24 protein-coding genes are annotated in these 21361 nt (G+C 62.0%); 20 read left to right on the top strand and 4 right to left on the bottom strand.

Features of this window, described 5'->3' with window-relative positions; all coding sequences use genetic code 11:
• Positions 1 to 15: 15 nt before the first annotated feature.
• The 14 genes from FHR27_RS06555 to FHR27_RS26850 all read left to right on the top strand — a co-directional run bounded on the left by FHR27_RS06555 (position 16) and on the right by FHR27_RS26850 (position 13393).
• Complete coding sequence (locus FHR27_RS06555) at positions 16 to 1080, top strand: acyl-CoA dehydrogenase family protein (RefSeq protein WP_179538115.1); 1065 nt, start codon at positions 16 to 18, stop codon at positions 1078 to 1080.
• Positions 1077 to 1907, top strand: a complete 831-nt coding sequence (locus FHR27_RS06560; RefSeq protein WP_179538116.1) for an ABC transporter ATP-binding protein — start codon at positions 1077 to 1079, stop codon at positions 1905 to 1907. Before FHR27_RS06555 ends, FHR27_RS06560 begins: the two co-directional genes overlap by 4 nt.
• Complete coding sequence (locus FHR27_RS06565; RefSeq protein WP_179538117.1) at positions 1873 to 3072, top strand: ABC transporter substrate-binding protein; 1200 nt, start codon at positions 1873 to 1875, stop codon at positions 3070 to 3072. Before FHR27_RS06560 ends, FHR27_RS06565 begins: the two co-directional genes overlap by 35 nt.
• Before the next feature lie 5 nt (positions 3073 to 3077).
• Positions 3078 to 3836 (top strand): ABC transporter permease, encoded by a 759-nt coding sequence (locus tag FHR27_RS06570; protein WP_042554642.1) that lies wholly within the window; start codon positions 3078 to 3080, stop codon positions 3834 to 3836.
• A gap of 192 nt (positions 3837 to 4028) precedes the next feature.
• Entirely contained in the window at positions 4029 to 4922 is an 894-nt protein-coding gene (locus FHR27_RS06575; RefSeq protein ID WP_042554620.1) for a TauD/TfdA dioxygenase family protein, read from the top strand.
• A 52-nt stretch (positions 4923 to 4974) separates the two neighbouring features.
• Positions 4975 to 6018, top strand: a complete 1044-nt coding sequence (locus FHR27_RS06580) for an ABC transporter substrate-binding protein (protein ID WP_179538118.1) — start codon at positions 4975 to 4977, stop codon at positions 6016 to 6018.
• A gap of 5 nt (positions 6019 to 6023) precedes the next feature.
• The gene (locus tag FHR27_RS06585; RefSeq protein WP_042554622.1) at positions 6024 to 6887 is read left to right on the top strand and encodes an ABC transporter ATP-binding protein; all 864 of its coding nucleotides are present in this window, start codon (positions 6024 to 6026) and stop codon (positions 6885 to 6887) included.
• A 13-nt stretch (positions 6888 to 6900) separates the two neighbouring features.
• Positions 6901 to 7767: an ABC transporter permease gene (locus FHR27_RS06590; RefSeq protein ID WP_042554623.1), complete on the top strand. Its 867-nt coding sequence runs from the start codon at positions 6901 to 6903 to the stop codon at positions 7765 to 7767.
• A gap of 516 nt (positions 7768 to 8283) precedes the next feature.
• Positions 8284 to 9300, top strand: coding sequence for an ABC transporter substrate-binding protein (locus FHR27_RS06595; RefSeq protein WP_179538119.1), 1017 nt, complete (start codon positions 8284 to 8286; stop codon positions 9298 to 9300).
• Positions 9301 to 9515: 215 nt separating this feature from the next.
• Entirely contained in the window at positions 9516 to 10181 is a 666-nt protein-coding gene (locus FHR27_RS06600; protein WP_042554625.1) for an amino acid ABC transporter permease, read from the top strand.
• Positions 10162 to 10821, top strand: a complete 660-nt coding sequence (locus FHR27_RS06605; RefSeq protein WP_179538120.1) for an amino acid ABC transporter permease — start codon at positions 10162 to 10164, stop codon at positions 10819 to 10821. The genes FHR27_RS06600 and FHR27_RS06605 overlap by 20 nt, the downstream gene beginning before the upstream one ends.
• Positions 10818 to 11579: an amino acid ABC transporter ATP-binding protein gene (locus FHR27_RS06610; RefSeq protein ID WP_179538121.1), complete on the top strand. Its 762-nt coding sequence runs from the start codon at positions 10818 to 10820 to the stop codon at positions 11577 to 11579. Before FHR27_RS06605 ends, FHR27_RS06610 begins: the two co-directional genes overlap by 4 nt.
• Complete coding sequence (locus tag FHR27_RS06615) at positions 11576 to 12475, top strand: transporter substrate-binding domain-containing protein (protein WP_042554628.1); 900 nt, start codon at positions 11576 to 11578, stop codon at positions 12473 to 12475. Before FHR27_RS06610 ends, FHR27_RS06615 begins: the two co-directional genes overlap by 4 nt.
• 417 nt (positions 12476 to 12892) lie before the next feature.
• The gene (locus tag FHR27_RS26850; protein ID WP_042554629.1) at positions 12893 to 13393 is read left to right on the top strand and encodes a hypothetical protein; all 501 of its coding nucleotides are present in this window, start codon (positions 12893 to 12895) and stop codon (positions 13391 to 13393) included.
• A gap of 133 nt (positions 13394 to 13526) precedes the next feature.
• On the opposite strand, the gene FHR27_RS06625 is transcribed toward FHR27_RS26850, so the two are convergent.
• Both FHR27_RS06625 and FHR27_RS06630 read right to left on the bottom strand, forming a co-directional pair.
• Positions 13527 to 14159, bottom strand: a complete 633-nt coding sequence (locus tag FHR27_RS06625) for a helix-turn-helix domain-containing protein (RefSeq protein ID WP_042554630.1) — start codon at positions 14157 to 14159, stop codon at positions 13527 to 13529.
• Between the two features lie 5 nt (positions 14160 to 14164).
• The gene (locus FHR27_RS06630) at positions 14165 to 14323 is read right to left on the bottom strand and encodes a hypothetical protein (protein WP_179538123.1); all 159 of its coding nucleotides are present in this window, start codon (positions 14321 to 14323) and stop codon (positions 14165 to 14167) included.
• Between the two features lie 259 nt (positions 14324 to 14582).
• Here FHR27_RS06630 and cysP point away from each other — a divergent pair, with 259 nt between their 5' ends.
• The 3 genes from cysP (at position 14583) to cysW (ending at position 17408) form a co-directional block, all read left to right on the top strand.
• On the top strand, positions 14583 to 15596 hold the full coding sequence (cysP, locus tag FHR27_RS06635) for a thiosulfate ABC transporter substrate-binding protein CysP (protein WP_042554631.1): 1014 nt from the start codon (positions 14583 to 14585) through the stop codon (positions 15594 to 15596).
• A 136-nt stretch (positions 15597 to 15732) separates the two neighbouring features.
• Positions 15733 to 16581: a sulfate ABC transporter permease subunit CysT gene (gene cysT / locus FHR27_RS06640; RefSeq protein ID WP_042554632.1), complete on the top strand. Its 849-nt coding sequence runs from the start codon at positions 15733 to 15735 to the stop codon at positions 16579 to 16581.
• Entirely contained in the window at positions 16578 to 17408 is an 831-nt protein-coding gene (gene cysW, locus FHR27_RS06645; protein WP_042554633.1) for a sulfate ABC transporter permease subunit CysW, read from the top strand. The genes cysT and cysW overlap by 4 nt, the downstream gene beginning before the upstream one ends.
• 1 nt (position 17409) lies before the next feature.
• Here the strand turns inward: cysW and ubiM are convergent, their stop codons facing one another.
• Entirely contained in the window at positions 17410 to 18585 is a 1176-nt protein-coding gene (ubiM, locus tag FHR27_RS06650) for a 5-demethoxyubiquinol-8 5-hydroxylase UbiM (RefSeq protein ID WP_179538124.1), read from the bottom strand.
• 84 nt (positions 18586 to 18669) lie between these two features.
• The gene (locus tag FHR27_RS06655; RefSeq protein WP_052493816.1) at positions 18670 to 19107 is read right to left on the bottom strand and encodes a hypothetical protein; all 438 of its coding nucleotides are present in this window, start codon (positions 19105 to 19107) and stop codon (positions 18670 to 18672) included.
• Between the two features lie 164 nt (positions 19108 to 19271).
• Between FHR27_RS06655 and FHR27_RS06660 the strand changes: the two genes are divergently transcribed.
• The 3 genes from FHR27_RS06660 (at position 19272) to FHR27_RS26855 (ending at position 21352) form a co-directional block, all read left to right on the top strand.
• Positions 19272 to 19772, top strand: a complete 501-nt coding sequence (locus FHR27_RS06660; protein WP_042554635.1) for a CinA family protein — start codon at positions 19272 to 19274, stop codon at positions 19770 to 19772.
• A gap of 49 nt (positions 19773 to 19821) precedes the next feature.
• Entirely contained in the window at positions 19822 to 20658 is an 837-nt protein-coding gene (gene galU / locus FHR27_RS06665; RefSeq protein ID WP_179538125.1) for a UTP--glucose-1-phosphate uridylyltransferase GalU, read from the top strand.
• Between the two features lie 391 nt (positions 20659 to 21049).
• Positions 21050 to 21352: a transposase gene (locus tag FHR27_RS26855; RefSeq protein WP_257026799.1), complete on the top strand. Its 303-nt coding sequence runs from the start codon at positions 21050 to 21052 to the stop codon at positions 21350 to 21352.
• Positions 21353 to 21361: the final 9 nt, after the last annotated feature.

A 21361-nucleotide genomic window follows, 5' to 3' on the forward strand; every position in this document is an offset into this window, starting at 1 on the left:
AGAGGAGATTTCGCCATGCTGGATGCCAACCTGAGCCGCTGGCTCGACGAACAGGCCGGGGCACTGGACGGCGGCCAGTGCGATGCCGAGGCCGTGCTGCCGCAACTGGCGGCTGCCGGTGTGCTGCGCCTCGGCGTGCCGAAAGCGCTGGGCGGCGAGGGTGGCCACGTGGTCGACGCCTTGCGCGCGATAGCCGATGTGGCCAGCCATTCGTTGACGGCCGCCTTCGTGTTCTGGGGGCAGCGGGCGTTCATCGAATATCTGCTGCAGGGCGACAACCCGGCGTTGCGCGAGCGCCTGCTGCCTGCGCTGCTCGCTGGCGAACAGGCAGGCGCCACCGGGCTGTCGAACGCCATGAAGTACCTATCAGGGATTGAGGAACTGGGCGTCAGTGCCACGCCTATCGACGACGGCTGGATCCTGAATGGACGGCTGCCCTGGGTCACCAATCTGCGCAAGAGCGGCTTCGTGGTGGCGGCAGCGATCGATCTGCCTGATGCCCAGCCGTTCGTGGCGGCATTTTCGGGAGATCTGGATGGTGTCGGGCGCAGCGAGGACCTGCAACTGCTCGGCCTGCAATCCAGCAACACCGCGGCGCTGCAGTTGCACCAGGCGCAACTGCAGCGCGAATGGCTGATCGCTGCCGACGCCAGGCGCTTTCTGCCGCAGGTCCGCCCGGCCTTCCTGGGCCTGCAGTGCGGGCTGTCGATAGGGCTGGCAGAGCGCGCACTGGCTGAGGTACGTGGGGCGCTGGCGCAGCGCTCGATCCTGCATGGCGATTACGAACGACTGGCGAGCACCCTGAGTCTCGAGCGCTTGCGCCTGGAGCAGGGCTTGCATGACGGCACCTTCCTCGCGCAACCATCGGCGCTGTTCGCCCTGCGCATCGGCCTGGCCGAGCGCGTCGCTGACGCTCTGCAACTGGAACTGCAGGCCAGTGGCGGGCGCGCCTATCTGCAGCCCCATGGCGATGGTTTCGCCAGGCGCTGGCGGGAGTCGGCCTTCGTGCCGGTGGTCACCCCCAGCCTGGTGCAACTGCGTGCCGAGCTGCAGAAGAAAGCCGCCCAGGTGTCGGCGTGAGCACGGTACTGCAGGCCCGGGACATCGGCCTCGCTTACCCGCAGGGCAAGGGCTGGCAGCAAGTGCTCGAAGGTTTTCAGCTCGATCTGCAGGCTGGCGAGGTGGTGAGCATCCTCGGCCCCAGCGGCGTAGGTAAATCCAGCCTGCTGCGGGTGCTGGCCGGTCTGCAACAGCCGAGCCAGGGCAGGGTGGAACTGTTCGGCGAAACCCTGCGAGGCCCGCATCCGCGGGTGGCGGTGGCCTTTCAGGATCCGTCGCTGCTGCCTTGGCTGACGCTGGAAAGGAACGTCGCCTTCGGCCTGGATTTCGCTCGGCAGCCGCGTCGTGAGCCAGCCCAGCGCGAGGCGTTGATCGAGCGCGCCATCGCTGCGGTGGGCCTGAGCGAGGCCCGCGGCCGCTATCCGGCGCAGCTGTCCGGTGGTATGGCACAGCGCACCGCGCTGGCTCGCTGCCTGGCGCGCGAGCCGCACGTGCTGCTGCTCGACGAACCCTTTGGTGCCCTGGACGAAGTGACCCGGGCACAGATGCAGCAGTTGTTGCTGCAGATCATCCGTGAACAGCGCACCGCAGCCGTGCTTATCACCCATGACATCGATGAAGCGCTGCTGCTCTCCGAACGTATTCTGCTACTGGGCGACACCCCGGCGCGCACGTTGGGCGAGTGGCACATCGACCTGCCGCACCCCCGTGCGGATCTGGTCGACGAGCTTGGCGCGCTACGCGTCGACATCCTCAAAACCCTACGGCGGGCGAGCCGCGATCACGCACCCTCACCCCTGCAGGAGCCACAGCATGTGCCTGGACGATCCGACCCATTCCCGACGTGACATTCTCAAACTCGCCACACTGCTGACCGCAGCCGGTGCCTTGCCTTTGCTCAACAGCCTGCAGGCGCGGGCGGCCAGCGAGCCCGACGCGCCGGTGCGTATCGGCTACCTGCCGATCACCGACGCCACGCCGCTGCTGGTGGCGCACAACAACGGTCTGTTCGAGGCCGAAGGCATCAAATCCGAGCGCCCGGTCCTGTTGCGTAGTTGGGCCCAGGTGATCGAGGCGTTCATCTCCGGCCAGGTGAATGTCATTCACCTGTTGTCGCCGATGACCGTCTGGGCGCGATACGGCAGCAAGGTGCCGGCCAAGGTGGTGGCCTGGAACCATGTCGGCGGCTCGGGCCTGACCGTGGCGCCGGACATCACCGATGTGAAGCAACTGGGCGGAAAGACCGTGGCCATCCCGTTCTGGTATTCGATCCATAACGTGGTGGTGCAACAGCTGCTGCGAGATGCCGGCCTGACGGCGGTGAGCAAGGCGACCACCGCCAGTCTCGCCGCCAACGAGGTCAACCTGATCGTGCTGGCGCCTTCGGACATGCCGCCGGCCCTGGCCAGCAAACGCATCGCCGGCTATATCGTCGCCGAGCCGTTCAACGCCCTGGCGGAAAACCTCAAGGTTGGCCGTATCCAGCGCTTCACGGGTGACGTATGGCGCAACCACGCCTGCTGCGTGGTGTTCATGCACGAACACGACCTGAACAACCGACCGGAGTGGTCGCAGAAGGTCGTCAACGCCATCGTCAAGGCGCAGTTGTGGACCCGAGACCACCGCGAGGAGGCCGCGCAGTTGCTGTCCAAGGACGGTAGCAATCGCTACACGCCACACACTCCGCAAGTGCTCAAGCAGGTCCTTGCCCCCGCGGCCAGCGAGCGTGAAGCCTACCTGGCCAGCGGCGCGATCCAGCACGGTGACTGGGCTGACAAGCGCATCGACTTCCAGCCCTATCCGTTCCCCAGCTACACCGAGGAACTGGTTCGTCGCCTGAAGGGCACCCTGATCGAGGGCAATAATGGCTTTCTCGCCAACCTCGACCCGGCGGCCACCGCCCGGGATCTGGTCGATGATCGTTTCGTACGCACGGCCATCGAAGCGGTTGGCGGCCTCAAGGCATTCGGCGCACCGGACAGCTTCGAGCGGGTCGAGGAGATTACCGTTTGATCAACCTGCTACGTACACACGCCGGGCCCTGGGGGCTTGGCGTGCTTGGATTGCTGAGCCTGTTCGGTCTGTGGTGGCTGGCGCTGGCGTTGTTCAGCAGTGGCGAGGGCCTGGCAGCACTGTTCACGCCGCAGGCCACCCTGGTCAGCCTGATCGAACTGCTGCAGCGTCCGGAGCTTGCCGAGCACGTCCTGGTGAGCCTCCGGCGTATTTTCATCGGTTTGGGCCTGGCATTGCTCATCGGTGTGCCACTGGGCTTGCTGGTGGGCAGTCTGCGTCATCTGGAATGGGCGACCACGCCGGCATTCCAGTTCCTGCGCATGATCTCGCCGCTGTCGTGGATGCCCATCGCCGTCATGCTGATGGGCGTCGGTGATCAGCCGATTTATTTCCTGCTGGCGTTCGCCGCCGTCTGGCCGATCCTGCTCAATACCGCCGCTGGCGTGAAGCAGCTCGACAGCCGCTGGCTGCAGCTGGCCCGCAGCCTCAGCGCGACGCGCCGGGAAACCCTGCTGCGGGTGATCCTGCCGGGTATCGTCGGCCACGTGCTGACCGGCGTGCGCCTGGCCATCGGTATCCTCTGGATCGTGCTGGTGCCCTGCGAGATGCTCGGCGTCAGTGCCGGGCTGGGTTACTACATCCTCGACACACGCGACCGCCTGGCCTACTCGGAGCTGATGGCGATGGTGCTGTTGATCGGCGTGCTGGGCTTTCTGCTCGATGCCGCTGCGAGGTGGCTGCATGGGCGCTGGAGTCACGTCTAGCGCCATGCTGGCGTACCGACGATCCAGCCATAAGTTAATTCCAAAACGATATTTAAAAGGAGATTCTTATATCTATATAGTTCACCCATGCGTACCCGCTGGCTAACCGGCGCGCCGCACGACTGAATACAGGTGCCGAACACCTGCTTCTGAGATGCGCCTTGCTGGCGCCCTACGTGTGGAGTTGCGCGAATGTCTGCCGTGTCCTTGAGTTCTGCCAATCACCAGCCAACGCAGAATTTTGAAGTACGCCCCTTTTCCGCTGCAGTCGGTGCCGAGATCGTCGGTCTCGACCTCAGCCGCCCGTTGAACGACGCTGATTTCGCCCGCGTTCACCGGGCTCACCTCGACCACAACGTCGTGGTGTTCCGCGACCAGCGCATTACCCCTCAGCAGCAGATCGATTTCAGCCGTCGTTTCGGCGTGTTGCAGATCCACGTGCTCAAGCAGTTCCTGCTGGCCAACCACCCGGAAGTCTTCATCATTTCCAACATCGTCGAGAACGGTCAGCCGATCGGTCTGGGCGATGCCGGCAAGTTCTGGCACTCGGATCTGTCCTACAAGGAATTCCCCAGCCTGGGTTCCATGCTGCTCGCCCAGGAGCTGCCGGAAGAGGGTGGCGACACGCTGTTCGCCAGCCAGCAACTGGCCTACGAGACACTGCCATCCGAGCTGCGCCAGGCCATCGATGGCAAGCGTGCGGCGCATTCCTACACCGCCCGCTATGCCGATGAAGTGTTCAAGGGCATCCGCCGCCCGACACTCACCGAGGCGCAGTTGGCCGAGGTCAAGGCCGTGATCCATCCGGTGGTGCGTACCCACCCGGAAACCGGGCGCAAGGGCCTGTTCGTCAACGAGAACTTCACCACCCACATTCTCGACGTCCCCGAGGACGAGAGCCGGCAGATCCTCACCGAGCTCTACGCCCACAGCGCGAAGCCCGAATTCATCTACCGCCACCAGTGGCAGCCGAACGACATGGTGTTCTGGGACAACCGCGCGCTGATCCATCTGGCGACCGGCTGCCCGAGCCATCTGCGTCGGCGCATGCACCGCACCACGATCCAGGGTGATGTTCCTTTTTAGACGCCTCACCCCGTTGTAACCCTATTTCTGCACCTTTGACTGGAGCCTCGACATGTCGGCAGGTAAGCGCTTTCCCTCTGTTCCCCGTTTTGGCCGCCTCGCCGGTGGCATCGCCCTGAGTCTGAGCTTGCTGGCAGGCAGCCTGGCGGCGCCGCAAGTCGCTCACGCCGAGGGGCAGATCCGCATCGCAGAGCAGTTCGGCATCGTTTACCTGCTGCTCAACGTGGTGCGTGATCAGCAACTGATCGAGAAGCATGGCAAGGCCGAAGGCCTGGACATCAAGGTCGACTGGCAGCAGCTCTCTGGCGGTTCGGCGGTCAACGATGCGCTGCTGTCCGGTGCCATCGATATCGCTGGTGCCGGTATTGGCCCGCTGCTGACCGTGTGGGATCGCACCCACGGTCGCCAGAACGTCAAGGGCGTGGCTTCGCTCGGCAACTTCCCGTACTACCTGCTGAGCAACAACCCCAAGGTCAAGACCATCGCCGATTTCACCGAGAAGGATCGCATCGCCGTTCCGGCGGTGGGCGTGTCGGTGCAATCGCGCTTCCTGCAGTACGCCGCCGCCAAGCAGTGGGGCGACCAGGAATTCAACCGCCTGGACAAATATACCGTGGCGCTGCCGCACCCGGACGCCACGGCGTCCCTGAAGGCGGGGGGCACCGAACTGACCGGGCATTTCTCCAATCCGCCGTTCCAGAATCAGGCGCTGGAAAATCCGGACGTGCACGTGGTGCTCGATACCTACGAACTGCTCGGCCCGAACTCGCCGACGGTGCTGTATTCCACCGAGAAATTCCGCAACGACAACCCCAAGACCTACAAGGCCTTCGTCGGTGCATTGGCCGAAGCAGCCGATTTCGCCCAGAAGGACAAGGGCGCGGCCGCGGACACCTACATCCGCGTTACCGGCGCCAAGATCAGCCGTGAGGATCTGCTGAAGATCATCGACAACGATCAGTTCCAGTTCACCGTCACCCCCACCAATACCTATCCGCTGGCCGACTTCCTGCACCGTGTCGGCGCCATCAAAAACAAACCGGCCACCTGGCAGGACTACTTCTTCGAAGACGCCGCCATCGGTCAGGGAAGCTGAAAACCATGAATGCCCCTCTGCAAGGCCACACGGCCAGCACGCTGAATCCAGGCGCCTTCGACACCGTTCTGCAGGTGGAGAAGGTCAGCCTCGAGTACCGCACCCCGCAGCGCGTCGTACGCGCCACCCACGAAGTCAGCTTCGAGGTGGATCGTGCCGATCGTTTCGTGCTGCTAGGCCCATCCGGCTGCGGTAAATCCACGTTGCTCAAGGCGGTCGCCGGGTTCATCGAACCAGTGGGCGGCAGCATCCGTCTCGACGGCGCCCAGGTACGCGAACCGGGCCCGGATCGCATCGTGGTGTTCCAGGAGTTCGATCAACTGCCGCCCTGGAAGACGGTAAAGCAGAACGTGATGTTCCCGCTGCTGGCCTCGCGCACCCTGGGTCGCAAGGACGCCGAGGAGCGCGCCCTGCATTATCTGGAGAAGGTCGGCCTGGCCGCCTTCGCCGATGCCTATCCGCACACCCTGTCCGGCGGCATGAAAGCCCGTGTGGCCATCGCCCGGGCACTGGCCATGCAGCCGAAGATCCTGCTGATGGACGAGCCCTTCGCCGCCCTCGATGCCCTGACGCGGCGCAAGATGCAGGAGGAGTTGCTGGAGCTGTGGGAGGAGGTGCGCTTCACCTTGCTGTTCGTCACCCACTCCATCGAAGAGGCGCTGATCGTCGGTAACCGCATTCTGCTGCTGTCACCCCATCCGGGGCGGGTGAGGGCGGAGATCAACAGCCATCAGTTCGACCTGCACAGCCTCGGTGGTGTGGGCTTCCAACAGACCGCGCAACGCATCCATCGCCTGCTGTTCGACGAGGAGGTCGACAGCGGCCAAGGCGCCGAGCTGGGCTTCCACGATATCCGCATCGCCTACTGAGGAGATTGAAACCATGAGTCTTTCCCCCGCACGGCGTGAGGAATACGAAATCCCCCTGCAACCGTTGCCTGGCCTCAAGGTCGAGCGCGAGCTGTCTCTGGGGCAGCGCCTCTGGCAACAGGGCTGGCTGCGCAAGTCGGTGATCCTGCTTGGCCTGGCGCTGATCTGGGAGCTCGCGGCCCGTTACCAGGGCAATGACCTGCTGCTGCCCAGCTTCCTGCAGACCGCACGCGCCTTCATCGAAGGCGTGGGCACTGGCGAGCTGGTGGAGAAGACCGCCATTTCCCTGTCGGTGCTGGTCAAGGGTTACCTGATCGGCATCGGCATGGCCTTCCTGCTCACCACCCTGGCGGTGTCGACACAGTTGGGCCGTGATCTGCTTTCCACCCTGACCTCGATGTTCAACCCGCTGCCTGCCATCGCGCTGCTGCCGCTGTCGCTGCTGTGGTTCGGCCTGGGCGAGAACAGCCTGATCTTCGTGCTGGTGCACTCGGTGCTGTGGGCGCTGGCGCTCAATACCTACGCGGGTTTTCTCGGCGTTTCGGAAACCCAGCGCATGGCCGGGCGCAACTATGGCCTCAAGGGCCTGCGCTTCGTGCTGTTCATTCTGGTGCCCGCTGCGCTGCCGTCGATCCTTGCCGGCCTGAAGATCGGCTGGGCCTTCGCCTGGCGCACGCTGATCGCCGCCGAGCTGGTGTTCGGTGCGTCCAGCGGCAAGGGCGGCCTGGGCTGGTACATCTTCCAGAACCGTAACGAGCTGTACACCGACAAGGTGTTCGCAGGTCTGGCCGCGGTGATCCTGATCGGGCTGCTGGTGGAGAACCTGGTGTTCGCCACCCTGGAACGCGTCACCGTCAAGCGCTGGGGGATGCAGCGCTGATACGCAGGGGGCACGTCACCGACCTACCTGTGCAGCACGAGTCGTAGGGCGGGCTTCAGCGCACCAGTTGGAAGCACTGTCGGTGGGCTGAAGCCCACCCTACATGCTGATACGCAGGGGGCACGTCACCGACCTACCTGTGCAGCACGAGTCGTAGGGTGGGCTTCAGCGCACCAGCTGGAAGCACTGTCGGTGAGCTGAAGCCCACCCTACATGCTGATACGCAGGGGCACGTCACCGACCTATCTGTGCAGCACGGGTCGTAGGGTGGGCTTCAGCCCACCAGTTGGAAGCACCGTTGGTGGGCTGAAGCCCACCCTACAAGGGGCACTTCACCTATCTACCTGTGCAGCACGAGTCGTAGGGTGGGCTTTAGCCCACCAGTTGGAAGCACCGTTGGTGGGCTTTAGCCCACCCTACATGCGGAACCGGATCGCTGATCGGCCCACTGCAGGGCATTCGGAACGATCAGGATGCACAAGTAATTTCACTGAATCACATAACGAGAACTACACGATGACCAACACCTTCAAACTCGGCCGCCTAGCCACCGCTCTGGGGCTGCTCGGCGCCCTGGCAACCCCGCTGGCCGCTCACGCGGAAGGCAAGATCAGCATCGCCCAGCAATTCGGCATCGGCTACCTGGTGCTGCACGTGGTCAAGGACCAGCAACTGATCGAGAAGCACGCCAAGGCCCAGGGCCTGGAAGAGATCGAGGTCGAATGGCGGACCATTTCCGGTGCCACGGCAATGAACGAGGCGCTGCTGGCCGGTGCCATCGACGTGGTATCGGCAGGCGTGCCGCCGATGCTCACCGTCTGGGATCGCACCCACGGCAAGCAGAACGTCAAGGCCGTCGCCTCGCTGGGTTCGCTGCCCAACTACTTGCTGAGCAACCGCGCCGAGGTCAAGACCCTGCAGGATCTCAGCGACAAGGACCGCATCGCCGTGCCCGCCGCTGGTGTCGGCTTCCAGTCGCGCACCCTGCAGATCGAAACCGCCAAGCTGTACGGCAATGCCGACTTCCAGCGTTTCGACAAGATTTCCGTGAGCCTGCCGCATCCAGACGCCACCGTGGCGCTGACCAAGGGTGGCTCGGAAATCACCGCGCATTTCTCCAGCCCGCCATTCCAGTACCAGGCGCTGGAGAACCCGGACGTGCACAAGCTGATCAGCTCCTACGACATCCTTGGCGGCCAAGCCACCTTCAACGTGCTGTACGCCACCGAGAAATTCCACGACGAGAACCCGAAGACCTACAAGGCCTTCTACGACGCACTGGTCGAGGCATCGCAAATCATCAAGGCCGACAAGGCCGCGGCGGCAGAGACCTACATCAAGGTCGAGAACTCCAAGCTGCCGCTGGCGTTCGTCAAGAAGATCATCGAAGACCCGGAGAACGACTTCACCGTCTCGCCGCAACGCACCTTCATCTACGCCGAGAAGCTGCATGAACTGGGCGTGCTGAAGAACAAGGCGGCTTCCTGGAAGGATTACTTCTTCGAAGAAGCCTACGCCAATCCGGGTAGCTGATAGCGGTGACCAGAAACTAGCGGGCCGTTGAAAAACGTCAGCGATGGCAACGCAGATAGTTTTTCAAAGCCTGCTAGCGCGGGTGATCCCCGCGCGCAATTAGCCCTGCACTGCTGCGCACAACGCGGCAGTCGACTGCTGGTATTGATGATGCGTTCGTTCGTGGTAACCGGCCTGCAGGTGCAGGCCCCCTTGTATGACGGCGGTGCGCAGCCATGAGCTTCGACTGGCCATTCGTTTTATCGACGCTGCCGGCCTTTTTGAAAGCCGTTGGCGTTACCCTGCAGGTCGGTGCCATTGCCATCGCCTGTTCCTTGCTGGTAGCGCTGCTCAACTCGGCGATCCTGGTCTGGCGGGTGCCTTTGCTGCGCCGCCTGGTCGGCTTGTACGTCGAGGTGGCGCGCAACACGCCGTTGCTGATCCAGCTGTTCTTCATCTATTTCGCCTTGCCGGTGATCGGCATTCGGCTGTCCGGTTTCGCGGCGGCGATCATCGCCATGACCTTTCTCGGCGGTGCCTACCTGACCGAGGTGCTGCGCGCCGGGGTGGAAGCGGTGCCCAAGGCGCAGATCGAATCGGGGCTGTCCATCGGCCTGTCGCGCTGGCAACTGTTGCGCCACGTGATCCTGCCCCAGGCCGGTCTGCTGAGCCTGCCAGCGCTGTTCGCCAATTTCATCTTCCTGCTCAAGGAAACCACCGTGGTATCGGCGGTGGCAGTGCCGGAGATTCTCTACACCACCAAGAGCTACATCGCTCTGTACTACAAGACCTACGAGATGCTCGCGGTGATGACCGCCCTGTGCGTGCTGCTGTTCCTGCCGCTGTCGCTGTTGCTGGGTGTACTGGAAAGGAGGCTGCAACATGGCCAGTTCGGGTCTTGAGCTGCTCTGGGTGTCGGCGCCACAACTGGCCCGCGGCGCCTGGGAAACCCTGAGTATTTCGGCGTCGGCCATTGCCTTCAGTACCGCTGGCGGGGTGCTTTACGGCGTGCTGCGCAGCCTGGGTTCGGGCTGGGTCGACGGTGTGCTGCGGGTCTATCTGGAAATGTTCCGGGCGATCCCGGTGCTGGTCTGGCTGTACCTGTTCTTCTTCGGCCTGCCGATCTTCGCCGGTATCAGCGTGCCGAGCTTCTGGTGCGCGGTGCTGGTGCTGTCGCTGTGGGGCGCCAGCGAGGTGGGCGAGGTGGTGCGCGGCGGCTTGCAATCTCTGCCACCTGGTCAGCGCGAGGCGGGCCTGGCAATCGGTCTGAATACCTGGCAGCTGTACGGCGAGGTGCTGCTGCCCCAGGCCCTGAAACGCATCACGCCGCCGACCATCAACGTTTATACGCGGCTGATCAAGACAAGCTCGCTGGCGGTGCTGATCGGTGTGGTGGATGTGATCAAGGTAGGCCAGCAGATCATCGAACGCACCTACGAGTCGGTGTTGATCTACGGCTTTCTGTTCCTGTTCTTCTTTGTGCTCTGTTATCCGCTGTCGGCCGCTTCGCGTGTGCTTGAACGGCGCTGGAGTCATGCATGACCGCGTTGATCGAACTCTCTTCATTCAGTAAAAGCTTCGGCGCCACACCGGTGCTGCGTGCCGTCGACCTGCGCGTCGAACGCGGCGAGGTGGTGGTGATTCTCGGCCCCAGCGGCTGCGGCAAAAGTACCTTGCTGCGCTGCCTCAATGGCCTCGAGCAAGGGCAGGGCGGCAGCCTGCGTTTCGCCGGCCACGAGCTGAATGGCAAGACCGACTGGCGTGCCGTGCGCCAGGAAATCGGCATGGTATTCCAGAGCTACCACCTGTTCCCGAACAAGACGGTGCTGGAGAACATCCTGCTCGGCCCGCTCAAGGTGCAGAAGCGTCCCTTCGCCGAAGCCCTCGCGCAGGCCGAGCGTCTGCTCGAGCGGGTCGGCCTGCTGGACAAGCGCAATGCCTATCCCCGCGAGCTGTCGGGTGGGCAGCAGCAGCGTATCGCCATCGTCCGTGCGCTGTGCATGAACCCGCAGGTGATGCTGTTCGACGAGGTGACCGCAGCCCTCGACCCGGAGATGGTCAAGGAAGTGCTGGAAGTCATCCTGGGCCTCGCCGAAGGCGGCATGACCATGCTCATCGTCACCCATGAAATGGCCTTCGCCCGGGCGGTGGCCGACCGAATCCTGTTCATGGACGGCGGCGTGATCGCCGAACAGAACGACCCTGAAACTTTTTTCAGCAACCCGCAAACCGCACGCGCGCAGCAGTTTCTGGAGAAGTTCTCCTACGTGGAAAACATGCCCAAAAGGAAAGCGCAATGACCTTCAAATCTGCCCTAGCATTCCCGTTACTCGCCGCCAGCCTGCTGATTGGCTGCGGCCCGTCCGATGAACCCAAGCAGGCCGCTGCCGAGCCTGCCGCCCCGACGCCACCCGCTGCCGAAGCGGCACCGAGCGACAGCTACCTGGAGAAGATCAAGGCCCGCGACAAGCTGATCGTCGGCGTCTTCAGCGACAAACCGCCGTTCGGTTTCGTCAACGAGCAGGGCGAGCACGTCGGCTTCGATACCGATATCGCCAAACGCTTCGCCAAGGACTTGCTCGGTGACGAGAAGAAAGTCGAGTTCGTGGTGGTCGAGCCGGCCAGCCGCATCCCGTTCCTGCAGAGCGACAAGGTCGATCTGATCCTCGCCAACATGACCGTCACTCCCGAGCGTGCGCAAGCGGTGGACTTCACCAATCCCAACCTGCGTGTCGCCGTTCAGGCTCTGGTGGCCGACGGCAGTGAGGTGCAGAAACTCGATGATCTGGCCGACAAGACCACCATCGTGACCACCGGCACCACGGCCGATATCTGGCTGACCAAGAACCATCCTGAGTGGAAGCTGCTCAAGTTCGAGAAGAACTCCGAGTCGCTGCAGGCGCTGGCCAACGGCCGCGGCGATGCCTACGCCCAGGACAACCTGGTGCTGTTCAGCTGGGCCAAGCAGAATCCGGGCTATCGCGTTCTGCCCGAAACCCTGGGTGATGAAGCTCCGATCGCACCTGCAGTGAAGAAGGGCAATATCGAACTGCGCGACTGGGTGAACGACGAGCTGGCCAAGCTGGGAGAAGAGAAGTTCCTGCTCGCTCTGTATGACCAGTACGTGCGCCCGGAGCTGGCGGAAGGTACCGACCCGCAGGCGATCATCGTCGAAGGCGGCAAGTGGAAGGAGTGATTCGCTCCTGACGGCAGCTGCAAGTCAGCAAGGCCCGCCCGGGAAACCAGGCGGGCCTTGCTGCATTCAGGGCTCGTGAAGTTGTCAGACGGTGGTCTGAGACAGGCAATAGGCAAGGGTGTCGCCTTCAGGACGATTTTTTGCGCTCAGGTTAGAACGATTATTCACTTCGGTTATTTGCTAAGCGCTGAAAGATATATCCATAACGTCCATATCCACTTCATGGCATCTACGATGATCGCTGAAGCGTCGTTTCCGACGCTGGGGCACGTTACGGTGACGCAAATCGCTCGATTTTCCCCGTCAACACGCCCGTTTTGGCTGCGCTGCTGACAGCTTGTCTGGTGTGCTGAGCGGCCTAGAATCGCCTCCAACGAAACAGCTTCAAGACCCTTCCAGCCAATCAAGGAGTTCACCATGATGAACGCAATGCAAATGCCGATGAATGCCAACATGCCGATGATGATGGGCATGCCCATGATGATGGCGACCATGAGCTGCGACATGCAGGCCGACTGCATGAACTGCACCATGATGCCGGCTGCTGGCATGGACAAGGCGATGTTCAAGAACAGCGCCGAAATGATGTCCATGATGATGGATTGCGCCATGCCGATGATGATGCACTGCGGCAACATGTCGATGATGTGCATGTCGCAGGACGCCATGGCCAAGATGCCGATGAACATGATGATGATGCCTGCCATGGGTATGGGCATGCCGATGCCGTCCATGCAGTGCGCCATGGAATGCAGCATGAGCGCCGACGGCATGATGATGTGCAAGATGATGCCGATGCCCGGTATGGACATGATGATGTTCAAGCGCTGCTGCGAACTGATGATGAAGATGATGGATTCCGGTATGCCGATGATGATGAGCTGCAATGGCATGCCGATGATGTGCTGCACCTGCTGATTCGACAGCAGTAGACAGTGGCAAAAAATCGCCAGGAGCGATTTTTGACGTCGCTTGCGACCGCCTGTAGGGCGACCGCCAGGGATGGCAGGCCACCAAAAGAAGCCCGGCCTTGCGCCGGGCTTCTGCGTTTTCAGTCCAGCCGTTCCGGATACTTGACCACCAGATAGCACAGCGCTTCGCTGTCTGCCGGGTTGCGGTAGCGGTGTGGCTGGTCGGCGTAGAAGAGAATCGCGTCGCCAGTCGACAACAGGTAGCGCTCCTCGTTGACGCAGACTTCCAGCACGCCTTGGGCCACTACCAGGTTTTCCTGGGTTCCGGGAGCATGCCCATCGGCTTGCTCCTCGGCCAGGGGAGCGAGGCGCAGCTCGTAGAATTCCGACTGTCGAGCGATATCGAACGGGAACAACGCCCTGCTGACGAATGCGCCGCTGGCACTCACCAGACGCCTGCTGGTGCGCGCCGGCAACAGCGCGACGCCTTCGAATGCACGGCTTTCGAGAAAGGCGGCCACCGACACCTTGAGGCCCTTGGCGATCTTGCACAGCACCTTGATCGACGGCGTGCTGCGACCTGATTCGATCTGCGCCAGCATGGCACGGCTCACGCCGCACTGGCGGGCGAGGGCATCCAGGGAGAGGTTGCGTTTGCAGCGCAGGCGCTGAAGGTTGTGGGCGACCAACTGGCTGGTCTGGTCGTCAGGTTCATTGTCGTCGGGCGCGCCGACGACTTCAGGTTTGGCGGGAAAGGGGCTGATCGTGGTCATGGCCCTCAGCTCCGGCAGGCTTGATCCACGTGCGCCATTTGTAGCTGAGCGGCCGGAAAGCTGAAACGACTCGCGTACATGGCCCACATCGCTTCAGCCATGAGCCGCGCCTGGCGGCGTTTACGGTAGCTGGTGAAATCGATCACTGTGGCGGTATGGGTCATGGTGGTTCTCTTGCGCTGTGGCGTATGTGCCGACTCTACCCAGACTTTTTTAGATCCATAAATAATCAATTTTCATGTGGTAATTCTTTTTGGGAATTTAGCTGTCTTGCTAAAAGCTGGTTACAGGAATGGAGGAGGGAAGTGGCCTTTCTAGTGCGTAGTGGAATATGTTTATGATAAATAGATTCTTTTACGGCATAAGGCCGTCAAGCAGACTGACGCCGTCATCCGTATCCATCTCGTAAGGAAACCCTGGATCATGCTCAAGAAACTCCTGCTGGCGACTGCCGTCACCACCTCGCTGCTCGGTAGCGCCGCTGCGCTGGCTGCGGACAAACCCATTCTCAATGCCTCCTATGACGTCGCCCGTGAGCTGTTCGCCGAGATCAATCCCAAGTTCCAGGCCCACTGGAAGGCCGAGACCGGCAAGGATCTGAAAATCGACCAGTCGTTCGCCGGGACTTCGCGCCAGGCTCAGGACATCATTCAGGGCAAGAAGGTCGACACCGTGACCTTCAACCAGGTCACCGATGTGGACATTCTGGCCAAACGTGGCCTGGTGCGTAAGGATTGGGCCGAGCAGTTCCCCAACCATAGCTCGCCGTACTACAGCACCACTGCTTTTCTGGTGCGCAAGGGCAACCCGAAAAACATCAAGAACTGGGACGATCTGGCCCGTTCGGACGTGAAACTGGTATTCCCCAACCCGAAAACCTCCGGCAACGCTCGCTACAGCTACCTGGGCGCCTGGCTGTACGCCAACGAAGCGTTCAAGGGGGACGAAGCCAAGATCAAGGAATTCGTCGGCAAGATCCTCCACAACGTCGAGAACTTCCCCACCGGCGGTCGGGGTGCCACCGTGGCCTTCGCTCAGAACGGGCAGGGTGACGTGCTGCTGAGCTTCGAATCTGAAGTGGTCAATATCGCCAAGGGCGAAGAGTTCAAATCCGGTGAATTCGAGGTGATCGTGCCGCCGGTCAGCGTGCTGGCCGAATTCCCGGTCGCCGTGGTGGACAAGGTGGTCGACGAGAAGGGCACCCGTGATGTCGCCAAGGCCTATCTGGACTTCCAGTACAGCAAGGACATCCAGAAGCTGCTGACCACCTACCACTACCGCGTACAGGACAAGGAAGTGGCCGCTGCGACGGCTGGTCAGTTCCAGGATCTGCGCCTGATCAACCCGACCGAAGTCCTCGGCACCTGGGACGAGATCACGGCCAAGCACTTCGACGGCAATGCTATTCTTGACCAGCTTCTGGCCCAAGGCCGGTAATTTGGCTGTCGCAACGATCTGCTGCGCGTCGGCCCTGCGGCTTTCGAGATCGTGATGATCGCTGAAGGCTGAGCTGCATCAGCTGTATTTCACAAACCGCCACCTTCCGGCGGTTTGTGCATTGAAGGACTTTCGAGTGAGCAAGACCCCCGTTTTCTTCCTGCAGAATCCGTTGCTGCCGGGCTTCGGCCTGAGCTTCGGTTTCAGCGTCTTCTACCTGTCGCTGGTCATCCTGTTTCCGCTGTCCGCACTGTTGCTGTACGTCAGCGACATGAGCTGGGCGCAATACTGGCAGGCGATCAGCGATCCGCGCGTGGTTCAGAGCTACAAGGTGACCATCAGCGGCGCCTTCTACTCGACGGTGATCGTGCTACTGATCGGCCTGCTGATCGCCTGGATCATCACCCGTTACGAGTTTCCTGGCCGTCGCCTGGTCGATGCGCTGGTGGACTTGCCGTTCGCGCTGCCGACCTCGGTAGCCGGCCTGACCCTGGCGACCCTGCTGGTGCCCGGTGGCTGGCTTGGCCAGTATTTCGACGCCGCCGGTATCAAGATCGCCTATGCCTATCCCGGCCTGCTGATCGCCATGGTGTTCACCAGCCTGCCGTTCGTGGTGCGTACCGTGCAACCGGTGCTGCAGAGCCTGGGCACCGAGTACGAGGAGGCGGCCAGCACCCTGGGTGCCAACAAGTGGCAGAGCTTCGCTTACGTGGTGCTGCCGAGCCTGACGCCGGCGTTGATCACCGGTGCATCCCAGGCGTTCGTGCGCAGCCTGGGCGAGTTCGGCGCGGTGATCATGATCGCCGGCAACATCCCGTTCAAGACCGAAGTCTCGTCACTGATGATCTTCGTGCGCCTGCAGGAATTCAATTACCCAGCAGCGGCGGCGATCGCGTCGGTAATCCTCCTGGCTTCGCTGTTCCTGCTCTTCGCCTTGCAGGTGGTGCAGGGGCGCTTGTTCAAATGGCAGAGGCAGAGCCGATGAAAAAGCCTCAGCATTGGCATCAATGGTTACTCATCATGCTCGGCCTCGGCGCAGTCGCGCTGATGCTGCTGGTTCCCCTGGCGCTGATTTTCACCAGGGCGCTCAGTGGCGGCTGGAGCGTGCTGGTCGACAACCTCTCCCAGGACTACATGCAGCACGCCATCGGCCTGACCCTGCTGGTTGCCGCGCTCACCGTGCCGCTGAACCTGTGCTTCGGCATCCTGCTGGCCTGGTGCGTGACCCATTACGATTTCCGTGGCCGCAAGCTGCTGACCACCCTGGTGGACATTCCCTATGCCGTGTCGCCGGTGGTCGCCGGTCTTTGCTACCTGGTGGTCTACGGGCTGGAAACCGCCCTGGGCCAATGGTTCTACGATAACGACATGCAGTTGATGTTCGCCTGGCCCGGTATCGTCATGGTCACGGTGTTCGTCACCGCGCCTTACGTGGCGCGCATCCTGATTCCGGTCATGCAGTCCCAGGGCAACGACGAGGAAACCTCGGCGCTGTGTCTGGGTGCCAATGGCTGGCAGATCTTCCGCCATATCACGCTGCCCAACATAAAATGGGCGCTGCTCTACGGCGTGGTGGTCACCAATGCGCGGGCAGTGGGCGAGTTCGGTGCGGTCTCGGTGGTGTCCGGCACCATCCTCAACCAGACCCTGACCTTGCCGCTGCTGGTGGATCAGCTGAACAACGACTACAAGCCGGTGGCAGCCTTCACCGCTGCGGCCCTGCTGGCCTGCATGGCGCTGTTCACGCTGTTCCTCAAGACCTACATGGAGTGGCGTCAGCGGGTCAACATGCAGCGCGCTGCCGACAGCTGAATCAGCCCGTGACCTGCGTCAGGTGCCGGGCCAGTGCCGCCTTGAACGGCGGCAGGTTCTGCGCCAGGCGTAGCCCGGCATTGCGCAGCAGGCGTGTGGGCATTCGATCGTCGGTGTACAGCCGCACCAGCAGGCTGGTGGCCTGATACAGCGGCCAGCTGGCGCGCTGCTGGGCTCCGGCGTATCGCTGCAGAACGGCGGGGTCGCCGATGTCGCGACCCGCGCGCGTTGCATCGAGCAACACCCCCGCCAGCCGCTGCTGGCTCTGCACACCCAAGTTGAAGCCATGGGCCGTCACCGGGTGCATGCCCACCGCGGCGTCACCGATCAATGCACAGCGCAGCCCCGCGAAGCGCTGCGCATAGACGCCCACCAAGGGATAGACATGGCGTTCGCCAATCAGCGCCATGCGCCCGAGGCGTCGCTCGAAACGGCGCTCCATAGTTCGGGCGAAAGCGTCCGGCGCAAGCGTCAGCATCTCGTTCATTTCCTGCGCCGGCAGGGTCAGCACCGCTGAGGCACAGTTGCCGTTAAGCGGGAGCAGGGCGAGCGTCTGCCCGTAACCGAACCACTCCCAGGCCACCTGTTGGTGGCTGCGCTCGTGGGCCATGCGGCAGACCAGCATGCTCTTGCCGAAGTCCTCCATGCGCGCGCCGATTCCCAGGCGTCGCCGGGTCTCCGAAAAACGACTGTCGGCTGCCACCAGCAGACGTGTATTGAAGTGCTGGCCATCGCTCAGGCGCAGCGCCACGGCGTGCCTGGAGCACTGCAGCTCCGTGATCGTGCAGCCGCTCAGCAATTCGACGTCTGAGCAGTCGCTCAGCGCCGCGAACGCCGAGCGGCGGATCGCCTGATTGGGTACCAGGCAGCCCAGACGCTCTGCGCCAGCCGAGGCCGCGAGGATGCGCAGTGCGTAAGGCGAGGAGCCATTGAACACCTGGGCGTCACGCAGTGGAGATATCTCGTCGGCCTGCAGATGCCGCCACATGCTCAGTGACTCCAGCGTCTGTCGCGAGGCACGGGTGAGGGCGATTTCACGGCCATCCGGCGGCGGATTCGCCACGGCATCGAGGGGCTGGCGTTCGATCAGCCGAATGGAAAGTCCGTGGCCGGACAGGGAACGGGCCAGGCACAGACCAGCCGGCCCGGCTCCGACGATGACGACATCCACTTGCATGGCGATTCCCGCATTGCTGACAGACATCTACTGTAGGTCAGCGAATGCAGGGGAACATTGCCCAGGATCAGGCAAACGCTGCGATCACCAGAAGCCGATGGGATGACGCTCGTTGATGTAATCGAGTGGCAGGGCGAAGCCCTTGCGGAAGAAGTTGGCCAGACGGGTATCGATGACCTTTTCGTTGACCGACGCCAGCAGCGATTCCTGGCGATGGATATCGCCGCTGTCGGCGTAGTACTCCTCGTGCAGCATGCGCTGCGCGGCAAGGTTGGCGACCAGGCTGTAGCTGCTCACCAGACCTTCATCGGGGCGACTGACCGCCAGGATCAGGCGCGGCTTGTCGTTTTCCAGCACCAGATCGACCACCACGTCGAGATCGTGATTGCGGGCATAACTGGCTGCTTCTTCGAACAGAGGGCGCGCTTTCTCGCTCAATGCCTGGATGAATGCAGTGCGGATCGAGCTATCGCTCACGTCATGCAGTTCATGGGTGTCTTGCAGCTTGCGCAGAGTATTCACTTCATTGCCCCTTGGGTTCGGCCTGCTGTCTAGCGTGGGAAAAACAGGCGGTGCAAAGAGTTCAGGCTGCTCGATAAATGGTCTCTGCTAATTGTCCGGAACTTGTGTGCCCCATGCACTGCCATAGACACACAGTAACGATTGGGTCGGAGAATTTCGCCAGCATGCAAAACATCGAGCAGGCGGTCCATTTCCTGGAAAAGTACAACCTGGTGCTGAGCACTGCCGAGTCGGCCACGGCCGGCTTGCTGGCCGCTACCGTCGCGGCGGTACCGGGCTGTGACGGCGTGCTAGAAAGCGGTTTCGTCGCCTATTCCAAGCGCGCGATGCAAGCCAGCCTCGGCGTCAAGCTGGAGACCATCGAGACCTTCGGCATGAACAGCGAGGAAGTCGCCCGTGAGATGGCTATCGGCGTGCTGAAGGTCAGCAGTGCCGACATCATCCTGGCCATTACCGGCGCACCGACCGCCGACGACAAGAGCGGCCAGGAAGTGATCGACGGCGCCATGTGCTTCGCCTGCGCCACGCGTCTCGCCGAGCATGAAGGGGTGACCAGCGAGACCGTCACCTTCCCCGGAGACAATAATGAACGGCGCGCCGCCGCAGCGCGCCACGCTTTGCTGCGACTGCCCTATTACTACGAACGGCTGCGCCAGACCTCCTGATGCCAGCGGTTCAGCGACTTGTGCAACATTGACCACTCAAGGAAAACACATGATCAAGAAATGCCTGTTCCCAGCCGCCGGTTATGGCACCCGCTTTCTCCCGGCGACCAAGGCCATGCCCAAGGAAATGCTGCCCGTGGTCAACACCCCGCTGATCCAGTACGGCGTGGAGGAAGCCCTCAACGCCGGCCTGACCGAGATCGCCATGGTGACCGGTCGTGGCAAGCGCTCCCTGGAAGACCATTTCGACATCAGCTATGAGCTCGAGCATCAGATCCGCGACACCGAAAAGGAAAAATACCTGGTCGGTATCCGTCGCCTGATCGACAACTGCACCTTCTCCTACACCCGTCAGGTGGAAATGAAGGGCCTGGGCCACGCCATTCTCAGTGGCCGTCCGTTGATCGGTGACGAACCGTTCGCCGTGGTACTGGCCGACGACCTGTGCCTGAACATCGAAGGCGATGGCGTACTGACCCAGATGGTCAAGCTGTACAACCAGTTCCGCTGCTCGATCGTCGCGGTACAGGAAGTACCGATGGAAGAAATCCACAAGTACGGCGTGATCGCCGGCGAGATGATCCGTGACGACATCTTCCGTGTCAGCCACATGGTCGAAAAGCCCAAGGCCGAAGACGCGCCGTCGAATCTGGCGATCATCGGTCGCTACATCCTCACTCCGGACATCTTCGACCTGATCAATGACACCCAGCCAGGCAAGGGCGGTGAGATCCAGATCACCGACGCGCTGATGAAACAGGCTCAGGAAGGCTGCGTACTGGCCTACAAATTCAAGGGCCGCCGTTTCGACTGCGGTGGTGCAGAGGGTTACATCGAAGCGACCAACTTCTGCTTCGAGAACCTCTACCGCGAAGGCCGCGGCTGATACGCCGAGCCGTACGAAAAACCGGGCCTCGAGTCCGGTTTTTTTATGCCTGGCTGAGCTTGCGGGCGAGTGACGAAGCAGCATCAACATCGCCGTGCAGCCACTATCGCTTCGCGCCGAGGTCGACGCTCCTACAGTTGCTGCGGGTAATGTACTCAGGCGCCTGCAATCACCTGTAGGAGCCCGCTTGCGGGCGAATCGCGAGGCAATGCCGACATCCCGGTGCAGCCACTATCGCTTCGCGCCGAGGTCGGCGCTCCTACGGGCGTGGCGGTGACACATTTACCCAGGCGCCTGCATTCACCTGTAGGAGCCCGCTTGAACTGGCTTAATAAATCTGGACACCTCAATCGGGCGCTATGATGGCGTCCACAACAGGGGGTGTTTTGTTATGCGTAACTCCTACTCGAACGATTTCAAGATCAAGGCGGCCAGCATGGTGCTGGACGAAGGGCAATCAGTGCCCCAGGTCTGCGCCAATCTGGATATCGGGCCCACCGCACTTCGCCGCTGGGTCAGTCAGTTGCGCCAGGAGCGTGAAGGCATCACGCCGGTTGGAGCCAAGGCGATAACCTCTGATCAGCGAGAAATTCAGCGGTTACATGCCTTGCTCAAGCAAAAAGACCGGGACATCGAAATCCTAAAAAAGGCCAGTGCTCTCCTGCTTGCGGACGCCAAGGAACCTTCGCGTTAATCGAAAAGC

This window comes from Pseudomonas flavescens (genome assembly GCF_013408425.1).
Lineage (GTDB): Bacteria > Pseudomonadota > Gammaproteobacteria > Pseudomonadales > Pseudomonadaceae > Aquipseudomonas > Aquipseudomonas fulva_A.

What these genes read in the sequence shown, in the direction of transcription:
- ubiM (WP_179538124.1), bottom strand. Translation starts at nt 18,585, where the DNA reads ATGCAAGTGGATGTCGTCATCGTCGGAGCCGGGCCGGCTGGTCTGTGC.
- FHR27_RS26855 (WP_257026799.1), top strand. Translation starts at nt 21,050, where the DNA reads ATGCGTAACTCCTACTCGAACGATTTCAAGATCAAGGCGGCCAGCATG.
- FHR27_RS06565 (WP_179538117.1), top strand. Translation starts at nt 1,873, where the DNA reads ATGTGCCTGGACGATCCGACCCATTCCCGACGTGACATTCTCAAACTC.
- FHR27_RS06660 (WP_042554635.1), top strand. Translation starts at nt 19,272, where the DNA reads ATGCAAAACATCGAGCAGGCGGTCCATTTCCTGGAAAAGTACAACCTG.
- FHR27_RS06630 (WP_179538123.1), bottom strand. Translation starts at nt 14,323, where the DNA reads ATGACCCATACCGCCACAGTGATCGATTTCACCAGCTACCGTAAACGC.
- FHR27_RS06595 (WP_179538119.1), top strand. Translation starts at nt 8,284, where the DNA reads ATGACCAACACCTTCAAACTCGGCCGCCTAGCCACCGCTCTGGGGCTG.
- FHR27_RS06585 (WP_042554622.1), top strand. Translation starts at nt 6,024, where the DNA reads ATGAATGCCCCTCTGCAAGGCCACACGGCCAGCACGCTGAATCCAGGC.
- FHR27_RS06605 (WP_179538120.1), top strand. Translation starts at nt 10,162, where the DNA reads ATGGCCAGTTCGGGTCTTGAGCTGCTCTGGGTGTCGGCGCCACAACTG.
- FHR27_RS06600 (WP_042554625.1), top strand. Translation starts at nt 9,516, where the DNA reads ATGAGCTTCGACTGGCCATTCGTTTTATCGACGCTGCCGGCCTTTTTG.
- FHR27_RS26850 (WP_042554629.1), top strand. Translation starts at nt 12,893, where the DNA reads ATGATGAACGCAATGCAAATGCCGATGAATGCCAACATGCCGATGATG.
- galU (WP_179538125.1), top strand. Translation starts at nt 19,822, where the DNA reads ATGATCAAGAAATGCCTGTTCCCAGCCGCCGGTTATGGCACCCGCTTT.
- FHR27_RS06555 (WP_179538115.1), top strand. Translation starts at nt 16, where the DNA reads ATGCTGGATGCCAACCTGAGCCGCTGGCTCGACGAACAGGCCGGGGCA.
- FHR27_RS06615 (WP_042554628.1), top strand. Translation starts at nt 11,576, where the DNA reads ATGACCTTCAAATCTGCCCTAGCATTCCCGTTACTCGCCGCCAGCCTG.
- FHR27_RS06575 (WP_042554620.1), top strand. Translation starts at nt 4,029, where the DNA reads ATGTCTGCCGTGTCCTTGAGTTCTGCCAATCACCAGCCAACGCAGAAT.
- FHR27_RS06625 (WP_042554630.1), bottom strand. Translation starts at nt 14,159, where the DNA reads ATGACCACGATCAGCCCCTTTCCCGCCAAACCTGAAGTCGTCGGCGCG.
- cysW (WP_042554633.1), top strand. Translation starts at nt 16,578, where the DNA reads ATGAAAAAGCCTCAGCATTGGCATCAATGGTTACTCATCATGCTCGGC.
- cysP (WP_042554631.1), top strand. Translation starts at nt 14,583, where the DNA reads ATGCTCAAGAAACTCCTGCTGGCGACTGCCGTCACCACCTCGCTGCTC.
- FHR27_RS06590 (WP_042554623.1), top strand. Translation starts at nt 6,901, where the DNA reads ATGAGTCTTTCCCCCGCACGGCGTGAGGAATACGAAATCCCCCTGCAA.
- FHR27_RS06580 (WP_179538118.1), top strand. Translation starts at nt 4,975, where the DNA reads ATGTCGGCAGGTAAGCGCTTTCCCTCTGTTCCCCGTTTTGGCCGCCTC.
- FHR27_RS06610 (WP_179538121.1), top strand. Translation starts at nt 10,818, where the DNA reads ATGACCGCGTTGATCGAACTCTCTTCATTCAGTAAAAGCTTCGGCGCC.